The following is a 14,485-nucleotide window of genomic DNA, read 5'->3' as shown; positions in this document are numbered from 1 at the left end:
GTTAGTAATTTTGGCGGGCACGTTAGCGAGATGCTTCTGGATGTTTACCGGATTATTATGTTGACCAAGTCGCGCCGCTCCAAGAATACTTCGATCTACGTTAGGTTGTGTCATGGAGCAGCGACATGCAGACGTCGGTTTCGATCATTGGTGCCGGGAATTGCGGGTGTGCGTTCGCGGCTGATCTCGCCAGCCGAGGAGCGAACGTACTGTTGTACGCGCATCCCGAACATCGCCGGCACGCCGAGACAATCGAACGCAACGGCTATCTGGAAGCTGGCCTCAAGATCGAGGGCCGCTTCCATCCCGTTGTCAGCTCGGACATGGCCGACGTCGTCCGGTTCTCCAGGTTCATCGTCATCACGGTCCCGTCATATGGCCATGAGGCCATCCTGAGCGAACTGGCAAAGTTCGATCTCAGCAAGCATGTGGTCATTTCGATCACGGGCAATTTCTTTGCTCTCATGGCTCGCAGACAAATCAATGCGCAGTACATCCTCGAAACCGCCACGGCGCCCTATGCGTCGAGAATGCACGACGGGAAGGTGCTGGTGATGGGCATCAAGAGCATCATGCCGATCGCGGCAATGCCCGTCGACGTCAGTCAGGCGTTGCGCGATGAGATCGGGGCCATCTTCCCGATGCCGCTGGAGTGGCGCAGCAATGTTCTCGAAATCGGAATGTCCTGCATTACAGGCGTGATCCATCCGACGCCGGCGCTGATGAATGCCGGATGGATCGAGACCCGAAAGGGCGACTTTTATTTCTATCGCGAAGGCATGTCGGCCTCGGTTTCCCGGGTCATCGACGAAGTCGACCGGGAGAGAATGGCGATCGCCCGGGCATTCGGCTTCGAACCGCAATCCGTCGTGGCGATCATGAACAGCTACTACGACAGAACTTTCGCGAGCTTCGGCGAGTTCGCCAGAGAGACGGTCGAGCACAACACCACGAAGATGGCCCCTCAGCATCTGCGCGACAGGTTTATTGTACAGGACGTTCCCTATGTTCTGGTCCCCTGGTTCGAGCTCGGCGTCAAGGTCGGGCTCCATTCCACCGCGATCAAGTCGATCATCGATCTCGCCTCCATCGTCAACGAGACGAATTATCTCGAGACAGGCCGAAATCTGCGCAGGCTGGGATTGGACGCGGCGTCCAAGGGCCAGGTGATCGAGACCTTCAGCGCTCCGCTCACGCCCCCCTGGCGCGATGAGCTTCGCCGCATCGCGTAGATCTTGGCACGTTGTCTGGGCGAGGCTCGTATGACGATCATCAGCAGCCGGCAGGATGTGCCAACCAACCCGGTGTCATCTCACCTGCCGGCGATCGGCTATAAGGTGCTGTCGGCCGCGGTGCTCGCCGTCATGTTCGCCTTGATCAAGAAGTTGGGCGGCGAGTACCCTGTTGGACAGATCGTTTTCGTTCGCAGTCTTTTCGCCCTGCTGCCGGTCCTCTGGCTTGTCCGGCGTCTCGGGGGGTATTCCCTGCTTCGCACCGAGCGGCTGGGCGCTCATCTGCGGCGGTCTGTCGCCGGCCTCTGCTCTCTCTTTCTCAGCTTCACCGCGGTCGGAATGCTGCCGCTCGCGACCGCGACGGCGCTCGGCTACGCCGCGCCATTGTTCATTACGCTGTTCGCCATTCCCTTGCTTGGTGAAAGCGTTCGGCCCCATCGTCTTGTTGCCGTCGTTTTCGGATTTGGCGGCGTCCTGTTGATGGCCCATCCCGATGGCCGTGGGCTCTCCTCGGGAGTGCTGGTCGCGTTGGCCGGTGCCGTAGCGACGGCGCTTGCATTGATCTCGATCCGCAAGATGCGGGACACCGAGACAAGCATGGCCATTGTGTTCTACTTTTCACTGTCGGGCACGTTGGTGGGGGCTGCGACGCTGCCGTTCTCTGCAGTCTGGCCGAGCGTCACTGATCTGCCCGTTCTCGTCGCAATCGGTGTTCTGGGCGGTGCGGCCCAGATTCTGCTGACCAAGGCCTACCAAATGGCGCCGGCGAGCGTGGTTGCACCCTTCGAATATGCGACCTTCGTCTTTGCCTTTCTGCTCGGACTGCTGATCTGGCGGGAGATGCCGGTCCCGATCGAGCTGGCCGGAATTGCAGTCGTGATCGCCTCAAATCTCTACATTGCCCTGTATGAGCAGCTGGCCGGAATTCCCTCGAAGCTTCGGTTGCCCGCCAGGTGGCACCACACCGCGACCGTCCCTGCCAAAACTGACTGAACGGGCTCGGCGCGGGATCCTGCTCAAAGCCTATAACTCAGGCGAATAGATGCTCACAAAATCCGACTTTGACTTCCTGCCGCCATTCGCGAGGAAGATGCGTAAGGGCAGCTTCGTGCCGCTTCGATAGAGTTCAGTTTGCCAATGACGCGTTGGACGGCGGCGCTGCCGGCTCGTCCGGCCCAGTACATAGGATGAAGATCCTGGAGGCCGCATGACGTATACCTCTGCCGAGCTGCTGGCCGAATGGGTCGGCGCGAGCAAAGTTCCAGAAGAAGCCCGGATCAGCGCAGCGAAATGCGTGTTCGATTTGATGACGGCCGCGATCGCCGGTTATGAGACGCCGAATGCGGCGGCTGTGCGCCAGATCGCGAGCGCGACCTGGGGCCATGGACCGGCGGCGATGTGGTTTTCCGGAGAGCGGTCGACCGCTGCGGGGGCGACGTTCGTGAATGCGGCCAGCGCGTGCTCGCTCGATCTGGATGATGGCCACCGCGCCGCCTCGGGGCATCCCGGTGCAGCGATCATTCCGGGGGTCTTGTCACTGCTCGGCAGTCTGTCTTTGGATGGGCAACGGGCCCTTGCCGCCATCGCCATCGGATATGAGATCGGCATTCGTATTTCTGGTTCCCGGGATCTGCGAAGCGTTCCGACGGTGAACAGCGGCCTCTGGAGCGGTCAAGCCGTTGCCGCAGCGGTGGGGTGGCTGAGAGGGCTGTCGCGGCAGCAGATCGCACATGCGATCTCAATCGCCGGCACCACGGCACCGAGCCAGTCCGCGACCCCATACACGCGGTTCAGAGGCAACAGTGTCAAGGAGGGGATCCCATGGGGAGCTGCCAATGGGATCCTGGCGGTCGACCTGGCAAAGCAGGGCTTCACTGGACCGATCGACATTCTGGACAGTTCGGAACGTTACGATCGTGGGCGGCTGCTCGACGGGATCGGGACGAGTTGGCTCATCAACAGCACCTATTTCAAGCCCTATAGTTGCTGCCGTTGGCTTCACGCGCCGATTGATGCTCTGCTCACATTGATGAAAGATCATGGCATTCACCCCAAAGCCATCATCAACATCGATGTGGAGACCTTTGGAAGATCGTTGACCCTGAGCAACGAGGTGGCGCCGGCCACGTTGGAGGGAGCGCAGTACAGCCTTCCCTTCTGTCTCGGTGTCGCGGCCACCAGCGGCGCATCGGCGTTGCTCCCGGTGACCAAGGAGTTGCTGACTGATCAAACAGCCATCGAGATCGCCGGGCGTGTACGAATGACCGTCAATCCCGAGTTTGATCGGATGTTTCCGGCTGCGGTTCCCGGGCGCGTTCGCATCACCACGGCTTCGGGCACCTTTGAGCAAACCGTGTTGGCGCCGAAGGGAGAGCCGACGAACCCGATGAGCTGGGACGACATCGGGTCGAAATTCCAAGCCATTGCAGCGGGGCGCGTCGATCCTCACCTCACGGCTGGAATACGAACCGCGATTGGCGCGCTGCGGAGGGGGGATGTTGCACCCTTACAATCGATGCTGGAGGCAAAGCTGTTCGCCGGTCGGAATGACACGTTGCCCATCGAGCGGCTGAAGATCGTCCAGTAGGCCAGAGAGATAGCGTCACCGCCGCCATTTGCGATCGAGCGATCCGGAGTCCTGGGGCACTGACCTGTCATCATTCGCGACGACATCGGCGTGCTCGATCAAACGGTGCGGCGTTTTCCATCGTGCCGGGGCACCTGGCTGCACCGCTTTTGGCCATTGACCGCGCGAACCCGCAGATTGAGGGGGGGCGCGTTGAGGCGGGACGTTTTGCCGGGGCATCATTTGAAGAGCAGGCGCTTGGCTACTCGCGTCAGGCAGCAATGATGGAAAGAGGGGCCGCTAAGGCAATCGGCCGCACTGCGGAAGGCGAACGAGCTTTCGGAGCCGGTGGTCTCGCCGCAGGCGTAGGGACCACCAATTTCGGTAGCTGGCCAAGCGCAGGCTTGCGTGGCATGAGTAGGCCGGGCTGGCCGAGCACGACTTATTTGGTCTCGAAAGCTCGCTTGAAAGGAACCGGCGTCGAAGACGACGTCGTTCCCGCTTTGCAGGCGAGCTCTCAGCGTGAGCGGTTGCTGGCCTCAGGCAATCTAGGACCTATTGATTACGGCCTGCAGCAGATATTGTATTGATGTTAATACGACTGGGCGATATCGTCTCACATCGAGAAGGAGAGGCGATGGCGCCCGTTGGGTGCACGTCGATCCCTTGCAACCGACCGGCTGTCGGCGACCTTCCACCGACCGTTTTCGGCCTGGAGTTCGGTGATGTCTCTTGATGAAACCCTGCGAATTTTGGCAGCCGTCGAGCCAGATGGTCCGATGCTCGATAGGCAAACCATCGAAGAAAATCCCGATGCCGTGCTTGTGGCCCTCGGCCGCAGCTTTGAAGCCCTCTCCGCAGAACTCGCAACGCTCCAGCAGCAAGATGCGCAATCAGCTGCCGCGTCCTGCGACGCCAAGTCCCAGATGGCTGCCGTGGTCGCGCCCAGCATAGAGCGCATTGAAGCGGTCTTGAGCTCGCTCGACCCGATCGAGCGCGCCATCATGGCGATTCCGGCGCGAACGGTCGTTGGTCTGGGTGTGAAGGCACGGCATGCTGCACACGTATTGTCGAATTACTGGACGGACGTTCCCGAGCGGCTGGACTGGGATGCCCGGACGGTGCGGCATCTGATCGAATCCGCTTGTTCCGTGGCCGGTGTCGATCTGAGCTGAGGTCTTTGCTGCGGGCCGTCTTCGTCATCGAGCGGACCGATGATCTTGGCGACAATCTTGGCGACAGGCGCGCACGGGCTGGCGCCTCCGTCGGACGGGCAAGGAAGCAGAAGGAAGCCGAGCCTGCGATCAAGCTTGAGCCTCAGCGGCGTCGTGCAATGAGGACTTGCGATTCGATGACTTCTACGACGCCGCCGGCGGTCGCGAACGGCGACATCTCTGTCGCCAGCTCCTGCGCGAGCTGACCTGAGAGGGCGCCCAGCTGTTCAGGCGAGGACGTCGACATCGATAGTGCGCGATCGATCAGACGGACGACAGGCACCAGACGCTGCTCAATGACGCCAATTCTGGTGAGCTGACTGAAGCTCGACTCCAGCAGGATCGTTTCGTGGCGCAAGCGCTCGGATGCGAAGCCGACACTCCTGTTGGTGAAGCGATCGACGACGTCGGAATATCGCTTGTACCAGGCATTCTGGGGGACATCGGGGCGCACGTCATTGAACAGCAGGACTGCTCCGTCCTCCTCAATCAATGCATCGAGCTTTCGCAGCGTATCGGCGCGATCCATCCAATGAAAGGCGCGCCCGATCGCCACGGCGCGAAAGCGGCCGAGCTGCGGGCCCAGGTGGAACGAGCTGCCTTCGATCAGTTGGATCTCAACGCCCGCCGCGGTCGCGATCGTCCGGGCAGCCTCAAGCATGGCGGGCTCCGGATCTATTCCGATGACCTCGCCGACCAGCGGCGCAAACGCGATCCCGAGCCAACCTGGGCCGCAGCCTAAATCCATCAATCGATGGTCCTTGGTCAGACGAAGGTGATCCGCCACCAATTGGATGAGCGCGGGTGCGTAGTTCGGTCGCCCGGCCACGTAGTGAGGGACCGTCGATTGGAAGCGAGGGAAGGAAGGAGAAGCTGGTTCTGACGTCATCTGTGTCGTTCAGCCGTCATGCAGAGGCTCATTTCTTGTGATCTCTTCCAATGGGGTGGTCCGCTGCGGGCAAGCCCTCGCGAGATCGAGAGCGTTGCTCCTTCGCGCGCACCCAAATTCCGGTTTGGACGGGCGTGCCCTGGACCCTGCGCGTTTGCAGGCAGGCTAGAAGTCTTTCAACGGCATACGCAGCTCATAGGTTGCGGGGGGAGCAAGCAGCTCGAAGTGTTGAATCGGACGTCCGGCGCCGTCGAAATGAATGCGCACCACCTTCAAGAGCGGCGCGCCTATCGCGACATTGAGACGCGCAGCGACAATGGGGTCAGCCGCAGCTGCCGTCACGATCTGCTCGCCGGACGCGAACGTAATGCCGAAGCGCTGCAAGATCGCATAGAGCGACCCACCTTCCATGTCTTCAGGACCAAAGTGCCGTCCGATCGCTTCCGGAATGTAGGTCGTCACCTGCATGATTGGCCAGTCATTCATGTAGCGGATGCGAACCGTCCGCTGGAAGAGGTCGTCCGACTGGGCTTGGAAATGCTCGCGAACGTGACGAGGGGCCACCTTGAATTCGAACTCGACCACGTGAGCTCGCGTCGTGCGCACGATCTCCCTGGCCCGGGCGGCGAGGTCCATCATCGGCACGGTGAGGGGCTCCGGCTTCGACAGCTCCCGAACGAACGTGCCGATGCCCTGCCGGCGTTCAATCAGTCCAAGCTCGTTGAGAGTGTCCAAAGCTGCCCGAATGGTGACGCGCGAGACGCCGAAGAGCGCAGCCAGATCCGCCTCCGCCGGCAATATTTCTCCCGGCGCATAGCGGCGTTCGGCGATCTCATCCTGCAGGACCAAGAACACCTGATGATGAAGCGGTATATCGCGCCTGCGTCTTGCAAGAATCGTGGGACGCCGTTTGGGGCGCTTGGGCTCATCTGCCGGAGCCGTCTTCCGCGCCGTTTTCTTGGCAGCAACAGAGGCGTCCAAATGCCGGGAAGTTCGGGGCGCCACCACCTAGCCTCGATCACACAGTGCCGCGGGCGTGTTCATCGCTTCGAGCTCTCCGCAGTGCTATTTCGATGCGAGCGTCTGGAGAGCCTTTTCGACGAATCTGTTCGTAAATGTCTCTGAGAGATCGACCGTCACGCCACGCAATTGTGGGTCGACTGTCGACAACACCTGAAGTGCGATGCCCGCGCTCTCGGTGCTGAACCGGCCGTCGGGTGAAAACATGTCTCGTGTGCCCCGGATGGAGGCGAGAAATATGTTTCGATCGGGCTTGGCCCATTCCTCCGGGAGCGCATCGGCAATCTCATCGACCGATGCGCGATCAATCCACTGTAGCGCGCGAACCATTGCGAGAGCAAAGGCCTGGACTGTATCGGGACGGCGCTCGATGAAGTCCGATCGCGCGTAGATCGTCCCTGACGGATAGAGGCCACCGAAAATGCCGATCGTGCCTTCGTTGGTGCGCGTGTCCGCGACCAGCTTGACGTCACCTGCGGCGATCAGCGTGGTCAGCGCCGGTTCTCCCGTCACGACCGCATCCACCGCCCCGTTGCGGATCGCGGCCACGGCGCCTGTGCCACCTCCCACACTGACGAAGGACATGTCGGCTGGGGAGACGCCGGCTCGCAAGGCGATATACTCCACCATGAACTGAGTCTGGGATCCTAATGCCGTGACCCCGATCTTCATGCCTCTCAGGCTGCTTGGGTCGCGATAGTCCGCAGCCTTCTCCTTGCGCAGGGCCAATGCGAACGTCGGATGCCTGCCGAACAGCACAACCCCGACGATCTTCTGTCCCTTTGCATGCATCTGAATCGTGTGGTCGAAAGCGCCGGCAGTGAATTCAGCACTTCCTGCCACCAGAGCCTGCAGCGCCTTGGATCCGCCACTCACATCAAGAAGCTCCGGCTCGAGGCCCGCATCCTTGAAAAAGCCGAGCCGTTCGGCGAGTGTCACTGGCGCGTATTGTAGAAAAGCCTTTCCGCCGATCGTGACTCTAACTCTGGCTGGCTCGACGGAGTCGCTTGCCCAGACCAAGTCCGGCGAGCCACATAAGGCCAATAGCGGAAGCCCGAGGAAACTGCGTCGCTGTAACACTGGCCGGGTCTCGCGGGCGTTGGGAAGAAGAGTGTGTCGAAGTGAATTTTTCTCAGGATCCGATCACATTCGAATCATACGAACGATCATCCGCACGAGCAAGATGAAAGCTCGCCGAGGTTGCACAAGCGCGATGCACGCTGAGCGATAGTTGTCATAAATTGCGACCAAAAATTGTCGAAAGTAGTTGGTGTGCATCGATTGTGGCCGGCGAGTCGGCTCGTGCATTCCGCTGATCTCGTCGCCGCACCAGAAGTGAGCTGGCAGCGTTCGCGACCTACAAGGCACGCCTGCCGTCTATGCGAATTGCCGGCTCAGCGCGGATGCGGGGAGCAATGGCCGCAATGAGTGTCATGGACCGACTGGGCCGCAGCGCTGGCGAATGTCGGTGTCGGTGATTGCGTCTTCCGAACCACCCGACAGCATTCATGAACAAAAAACTGATCGCGGAACGGCCGATGACAGCCGAAGACGATGAGTATATCCGCGACCTCGCGATACCCACTATTTTGCCGGCCCTATTTTTCTACCGGCGGACGGAAATGAACTCAGAAGACTTTGTCCAATTGCGCACCGAGCGCGGCCGTCGGCTGGATGCTCGCCGGATCCGGCGAGACTATCGGCGGATTGCCACGACATGCCCGCCCTGGCACAGGAAAGGCTGCTCTGGAACCACCATCCCTCGAACAGCCTCCGATGACCCGCGCCAGCATTCCCTCGATCGACTGCACCAGCCTTCAAGTCCAGCTCGCGGCCCTGCCGGGTCTCGCCCGGCTGCGGGAGTTGTCGCCGGGCTTTTCCGAAGCGACTGACGAGACGATCGCAGCCATTCTGGAGCAGGCGGCAGCCTTTGCGGCCGATCGGCTCGAAGCCCTTAACGCGCAATCGGACATCGCAGCACCACGGCTGACGGATGGCGTTGTCGCGACCTCGCAGCTGCACCGCGAGGTCTGGCGCGACTATGCCGAGGGCGGCTGGATCGCGCTCGACCTTCCGGAGCAGCTTGGCGGGCAGGGGCTGCCGCTGGTCGTCGCCGTCGCCGTGCAGGAGGTGTTCGATCGTCATTGCGCCGCGTTCGGCATGCTGCCGGTGCCGGTGCGCTCGGCGGTGAGGCTGATCGATGCCTGGACTTCCGACGACGGCATTCGCTCGGAATGGTTGCCGAAGCTGATTGCCGGCGAGTGGGGCGCGACGATCTGCATCTCCGAGGTCGGCGCGGGCTCGGATGCCAGCCGCATCCGGACCAAGGCCGTGGCCCGCGGCGACGGACGCTGGTCGATCACCGGCGAGAAGCAATGGATTTCGTTCGGCGGCCACGATCTGACCGGACGCATCGTGCATTGCCTGCTGGCGCGCACCGACGGAGCCATGGGACTGTCGCTCTTCCTCGTTCCCGATCGCATCGACGGCGCGGACAACGGCGTCGTGGTCCGCAATATCGAGCACAAGCTTGGCCTGCATCTGTCGCCGACCTGCGCGATGGGCTTCGAGAACGCCACCGGCTATCTGCTCGGCGAAGAAGGCCGCGGCCTGTCGCAGATGTTCGTCATGATCACCAACATGCGGATGGCGGTCGGTGCCATGGGCCTCGGCATTGCCTCGGCGGCTGCCGACACGGCCCTCGGCTATGCGCGCCAGCGCCTTCAGGGCGGATCGGGCGCGCAGCCATTGCCGATTACGGCGCATGCCGACGTTCAGCGCATGCTGATGTCGATGCAGTCGAATGTCGAGGCCGCGCGCGCCCTGATCTACGCCGCCGCGGTCGAGGCCGATCTCGCACGGACCGAGACTGATGCGGAGGCTCGGCGTGAGAGCTCGGCGCTGGCCCAATGGCTGTTGCCGATCATCAAGACGCTCGGGGGCGAGCTGGCCTTCACGACCGCGGACACCGCCATCCAGGTGCTCGGCGGCGCCGGCTACACGACGGACTGGCCCGTCGAGCAGCTGCTGCGCGACTCGCGCGTGCTGCCGATCTTCGAAGGCACCACCGGGATGCAGGGGCTTGATCTGCTGCATCGCCGATTGTGGAAGGATGGCGGCGAAGGGCTGCGTGTGTTCCTGACACGAGCGAAGGCCGACATCGCCGCGTTCGCCTCGCGCAACAGCGAGACAGCCAACGCCGCAGGCGAGATCGTCGAACTGCTGGAGGCGACGGCGCAGCAGCTCGCGCAGATGACGGATCGCCCGCGCGACGGCGAGGCCGGCGCGACGGCCTTTCTGCACCTTGCGATCGATGCTGCACTCGGCTGGTCGGCCGCACGGCTCGCTAAGATCGACGGAGACGCGCCGGCGTGCGTTCGCTTGCGGGCACTCGGCGGTTTCCTGATCGATGATCTCCTCGCCCGGGCGCGCTGCCATGCAGCGATGGCTACCCGAGGCGCTGCGTCGCTGGACGGCTTCTCGACGCTGACCTGAGCGGATCGAAGATCGGGGTCGGGTTGACTCGTGCGGTGGTCGGCATCGGGGCTGCGGGTTGTCCCGGTCCGACGACTGGTGAAGGACACGTTAACGTCGTTAGTTGTGCTGCGAGATATCTCACGCGGTTGGTTGTGCTGACACAACGATCTCTGTCACGCGGAGTGCAAGGCTGAGCCCAGTTCAGTTCGTTAGTTCCAGGCCATGCTCCATCTTCTCAATCGCTTCCGTATCTCGACCAAGCTCGTGACTGCCGCGCTCGCTGGCGTGGCCTCCGTCATCATCATGATTGCAGGACAGGTTGTCTGTAACGCCAGCATCGAACGCGATCTCGGCCGGGCCTTCGACCAGCAGGAGATCGTCAGGCTGGCGATCGAGACCAAGGCCGAATCCAGGCAGATGCAAGTGGCGGTGCGCGATCTCCGGCTTGCGAGGTCGGAGACCGACATCGCGGCGGCCGAGCAGCGCCTCTCCGGCGGGCGCCAAGCGGCCGATCAGTTCTGCGTCGAGATGGACAAGAGGTCGACATCGGCCGAGATCAAGGCGCGGATTGAAACGCTGCAGGCGGCCATCGCCGCCTATGCGACGGGCGCCAGGCGCATCGCCGACGTCAGGCACAGGATGGCCCGCGAGCTTGCGGACGGACGCGCTGCGGAGATCGCCGCGCTCGAGGCCGAAGCGGCAGATCTCGCCCGCAATGTCACGCTGCCGGTCGCCAAGACGATCGACGAGCTGGCGAATGGGATCGTGACCTTCGCGGCCTCGAAGGCGGCCGCGGACAAGACAGCCGTCTGGTCGGTGATCTCCACGTCCGAGACCGCATCCGTCTCTGTCGGCGCGATCGCAATCCTGGTCCTGAGCGCTACGGGTCTGATGAGCGTGTTCGCGGTGTCCCGTCCGATCGGCAGGATGGTGCACAGCATGACCGCGTTGGCCGATGGCGCGCTGTCGGCCCTGATCTCTGGGGTCGAGCGCGGCGACGAGGTCGGCGACATGGCGCGGGCGACCCAGGTCTTCAAGACCAGCCTGCTGGAAACGCAGCGCCTGCGCACCGAACAGGCCGAGGCGGAAAGCCGCGCGGAGGCGCAGCGTCAGAAGGACATCGAGAGCTTCACGGCTTCCTTCGAGAGTGCCATCGGCGGGATCATCGAACGTGTCTCGTCGAGTTCGGGCGGTCTCGAGCAGGCCGCCTCGAGCCTGGAAACGACGGCCTCGACCACGCGGGAGCTGTCCATCAGTGTCGCCTCGGCGTCGGAGCAGGCCTCCGCCAGCGTTCAGTCGGTTGCAGCGGCCACGGAGGAGATGGCGGCAACGGCAGCCGAGATCGGTCGCCAGATCGAAGGCGCCTCGCGGGTCGCGAGGGAGGCGGTGGCGCAGGCGACGAGCACGGACGAGTCGATGACCAAGCTGGCAGCCGCGGCCGACAAGGTCGGCAGCATCGTCGGCATGATCACCGCGATCGCCCAGCAGACCAACCTTTTGGCGCTCAACGCCACGATCGAGGCGGCGCGGGCCGGACCGGCCGGGCGCGGCTTTGCGATCGTTGCCTCGGAGGTGAAGGAGCTCGCAGCCCAGACGGCGGACGCGACCAAGGACATCTCCGGCTACATTGCCGAGATCCAGTCTGCAGCCGTGACGGCCGTCGGCGCGATCAAGGACATCAGGTTTACGATTTCCGGCATGTCGGACATCACTGGCGCGATTGCGGCCGCCGCCGAGGAGCAGGGCAATGCGACCAAGGAGATCTCCCGCAACGTGCAGCAGGCCGCGGTCGGCGCGGCACAAGTCTCGTCGGGAATCTCCGAGGTTCAGTCCGGCGCGACCGACACCGGTGCATCATCATCGCAGGTGTTGACCGCGGCGCAGTCACTCTCCGCCGATGGAATGCGCCTGAAACAGGAGGTCGGTCACTTCCTCGCCCGGGTGCGCACGGCATGAGGTCGTCCGAGCTCATCAGCATGCCAACCCGGTGGGCCATGGGCTGACCTCATAGGAACCATCCCGGGCCGCGACTCTTGCAGTCGCAACACAGGCTTCCAACCCGGAGATGGATGATGACCAAGATGACTGGCGCTTCTCGCAACAGAACCTTGCCCGCCCTGACGACCGCTTGCGTCATGACCTTGCTCTTGGCCGGCGGCGCGGCCGCTGCCCCCAAGGGCCAGTCGCCCACCAAGGATCAGCATTTCATGACCGAGGCGATCGAGGGCGATCTATCCGAGGTCAACATGGGCAAGCTGGCGCAGCAGAAGGGCCAGAGCGATCAGGTCAAGCAATTCGGACAAGCGCTGCAGCAGGATCATGGCGAGCATCTGCAGAAGGCGCAGCAACTGGCGAGCCAGAACGGGATGAAAGTGCCGTCCGAGCCCAACAAGCAGCAGAAGGCGATCTACGCCAAGATGGAAGGCCTCTCCGGCGACCGCTTCGACCGCGCCTTCGCGAAAGCCATGGTCAGCGATCACGAGCAGGATATCAAGAAGTACCAGAAGGAAGCTGCGGCGAACTCGCCCTTGTCGGACTTTGCCCAGCAGACCGTTCCGGTGCTGCAGAAGCATCTGGACATGGCTAAATCGCTTGGCAAGTGACGCCGAGGTCGGGCAGTCGCGGCAAGACCGCGTCGATGCGATCAGCCTTGTGCCGAGGATTCGAGTGGAGAACCTGCGCCCTGCCGCTCCGTGGCAGGCGACTCCAGCGTCGGCAGCTGGCGCAGCATCAGATAGTCCGGACGAAAGCCGGCCAGCTGCGTCAGCCCGGCCCAATCGGTGACCGTGATCGTTCGCGAATGCCAGTGCAGCAACTCTCGGCGGCGGAGGTCCTGAATCGTCCGATTGGCGTGCACCGGCGAGATGCCGCAGATGGCCGCGAGATCGGATTGCGTGAATGGCGAGGGGAAGCGCAGGTCTCGCCCGAGCCCGACAGCGCGCAGGCGAACGGTGATCTCGCAGATCAGATGCGCCACCCGGCTCAACGAGTCTCGGCTGCCGAGATTGGTCAGCCAGGTCCGCAGCGTGGCCGCGTCGGCGAGTGTCAGCAGCGAGAGCGCTCGCGCCAGCCGTGCGGAGCGCGCGCGGGCCTCGCGCAAGAAGGCGTGCGGCACGAACGCGGCTACGACCGGGCTCAGCGCGTTGAGCTGCGCCGCAACGCGCGGGACGATGGTGGTGTAGAGGTCGGGGACGTCGCCAGGAACATAGATGGCCGTGATCTGGCCCGAGCCGGCATCGGTGTCCTTCCAGCAGACATAGCCCTGCAGAAGCAGGCAGCACGTCGTCGGTTCGTCGCCCTTGCGCCAGACGTCCTCATGCGGGGCGAAGCTGCGGATCGAGCTCGGCATCTGCGCCAGGAGTTCAAGATCGTCGCTCGACAACTCCAGCAGGCTCGTCAGGCGATCCGCCAGCTTCGTGAACGCAAAACCTGACTGCATCCGGCATCGTCCTCATCAGCCATCGTATCGGCGACGGCCCATTCCAACCTGCAATCGGATTCAACATCGGCAGGTCTGATCGTTCCTATGGTTCCCGTAGCCCGCGCCTGTTCCTCGCGTAGGAAGATTCGCCGTCGCGATCGCGTTTGCGCTCGCGTCCGTTCCGGGCGTGAAGCGCGTTGACGCGGCGATGGAAGCGTCTGTGGATCTGGCTGTCGGCGGCAGCGCTCAGTAGAAGCTGGCGGTGCGGTCGCGGGCCTTGCTGCCTTGCGCCATCGACATTGCCCGGCTTTCGCGGCCCTGGTAGTTTGCCGTCCGATCATGGATGGACGAATGGCGAGCGATGACTGAGCAGGAGAAGGCCGAGCAGGTCGTGACCGCGTTGCGATCGGCGCGGGCTGCGGCGCCGGACGCAGCCTTGCAGATGCTGAACGGCCTCATGGGCCTGGTGCGCAGCCCGAGCGACGAGCAGCCGCTCGAGACCGAAGAGGCGCGCTCGTCCGCTTTCATGTCGATCTGCGAGGTCGGCAAGGCGCTGCATCGCGGGCAGCCCACCGAGGCGCTGTGGCCGGCGGCGGTGTCGGCCAGCGAACGCTGGCTGAGGCTCGCCAGATGAGCGATGCGCAAGGTGGGTGACCTCCGGTCAGC

Annotated in this window: 12 protein-coding genes; 8 read left to right on the top strand and 4 right to left on the bottom strand. The window is 63.0% G+C overall.

The features are described 5' to 3' along the window. Positions 1-125: 125 nt before the first annotated feature. From NLR35_RS07650 to NLR35_RS07635, 4 genes are all read left to right on the top strand, one after another. A complete protein-coding gene (locus NLR35_RS07650) occupies positions 126-1,232 on the top strand; it encodes an NAD/NADP-dependent octopine/nopaline dehydrogenase family protein (RefSeq protein WP_257165938.1) in 1,107 nt (368 codons plus the stop codon). 30 nt (positions 1,233-1,262) lie between these two features. After that, a complete protein-coding gene (locus tag NLR35_RS07645; RefSeq protein WP_257165937.1) occupies positions 1,263-2,225 on the top strand; it encodes a DMT family transporter in 963 nt (320 codons plus the stop codon). Between the two features lie 214 nt (positions 2,226-2,439). Further along, a complete protein-coding gene (locus NLR35_RS07640) occupies positions 2,440-3,819 on the top strand; it encodes an MmgE/PrpD family protein (protein ID WP_257165936.1) in 1,380 nt (459 codons plus the stop codon). A gap of 704 nt (positions 3,820-4,523) precedes the next feature. Then, positions 4,524-4,973 (top strand): hypothetical protein, encoded by a 450-nt coding sequence (locus tag NLR35_RS07635; protein WP_257165935.1) that lies wholly within the window; start codon positions 4,524-4,526, stop codon positions 4,971-4,973. Between the two features lie 142 nt (positions 4,974-5,115). Here the strand turns inward: NLR35_RS07635 and NLR35_RS07630 are convergent, their stop codons facing one another. From NLR35_RS07630 to NLR35_RS07620, 3 genes are all read right to left on the bottom strand, one after another. Next, positions 5,116-5,901, bottom strand: coding sequence for a class I SAM-dependent methyltransferase (locus NLR35_RS07630; RefSeq protein ID WP_257165934.1), 786 nt, complete (start codon positions 5,899-5,901; stop codon positions 5,116-5,118). A 165-nt stretch (positions 5,902-6,066) separates the two neighbouring features. After that, complete coding sequence (locus NLR35_RS07625; RefSeq protein WP_257165933.1) at positions 6,067-6,756, bottom strand: GntR family transcriptional regulator; 690 nt, start codon at positions 6,754-6,756, stop codon at positions 6,067-6,069. A 210-nt stretch (positions 6,757-6,966) separates the two neighbouring features. Further along, the gene (locus NLR35_RS07620) at positions 6,967-8,001 is read right to left on the bottom strand and encodes an ABC transporter substrate-binding protein (RefSeq protein ID WP_257165932.1); all 1,035 of its coding nucleotides are present in this window, start codon (positions 7,999-8,001) and stop codon (positions 6,967-6,969) included. Positions 8,002-8,697: 696 nt separating this feature from the next. On the opposite strand from NLR35_RS07620, the gene NLR35_RS07615 reads away from it, so the two are divergent. From NLR35_RS07615 to NLR35_RS07605, 3 genes are all read left to right on the top strand, one after another. Next, positions 8,698-10,416, top strand: coding sequence for an acyl-CoA dehydrogenase (locus tag NLR35_RS07615; protein ID WP_257165931.1), 1,719 nt, complete (start codon positions 8,698-8,700; stop codon positions 10,414-10,416). 204 nt (positions 10,417-10,620) lie between these two features. Next, positions 10,621-12,354 (top strand): methyl-accepting chemotaxis protein, encoded by a 1,734-nt coding sequence (locus tag NLR35_RS07610; RefSeq protein ID WP_257165930.1) that lies wholly within the window; start codon positions 10,621-10,623, stop codon positions 12,352-12,354. A 113-nt stretch (positions 12,355-12,467) separates the two neighbouring features. Next, entirely contained in the window at positions 12,468-13,001 is a 534-nt protein-coding gene (locus NLR35_RS07605; protein WP_257165929.1) for a DUF4142 domain-containing protein, read from the top strand. 41 nt (positions 13,002-13,042) lie between these two features. Here NLR35_RS07605 and NLR35_RS07600 read toward each other — a convergent pair whose 3' ends face one another. After that, the gene (locus NLR35_RS07600; RefSeq protein ID WP_257165928.1) at positions 13,043-13,837 is read right to left on the bottom strand and encodes a Crp/Fnr family transcriptional regulator; all 795 of its coding nucleotides are present in this window, start codon (positions 13,835-13,837) and stop codon (positions 13,043-13,045) included. Positions 13,838-14,180: 343 nt separating this feature from the next. Between NLR35_RS07600 and NLR35_RS07595 the strand changes: the two genes are divergently transcribed. Continuing rightward, positions 14,181-14,453 carry a hypothetical protein gene (locus tag NLR35_RS07595; RefSeq protein WP_257165927.1) on the top strand — a complete coding sequence of 91 codons (273 nt, stop codon included), beginning with the start codon at positions 14,181-14,183 and terminating at the stop codon, positions 14,451-14,453. Positions 14,454-14,485 lie beyond the last annotated feature (32 nt).

This window comes from Bradyrhizobium sp. SRS-191 (assembly GCF_024586915.1).
GTDB lineage: Bacteria > Pseudomonadota > Alphaproteobacteria > Rhizobiales > Xanthobacteraceae > Bradyrhizobium.
This window is presented reverse-complemented; position numbering and strand designations above follow the sequence as displayed.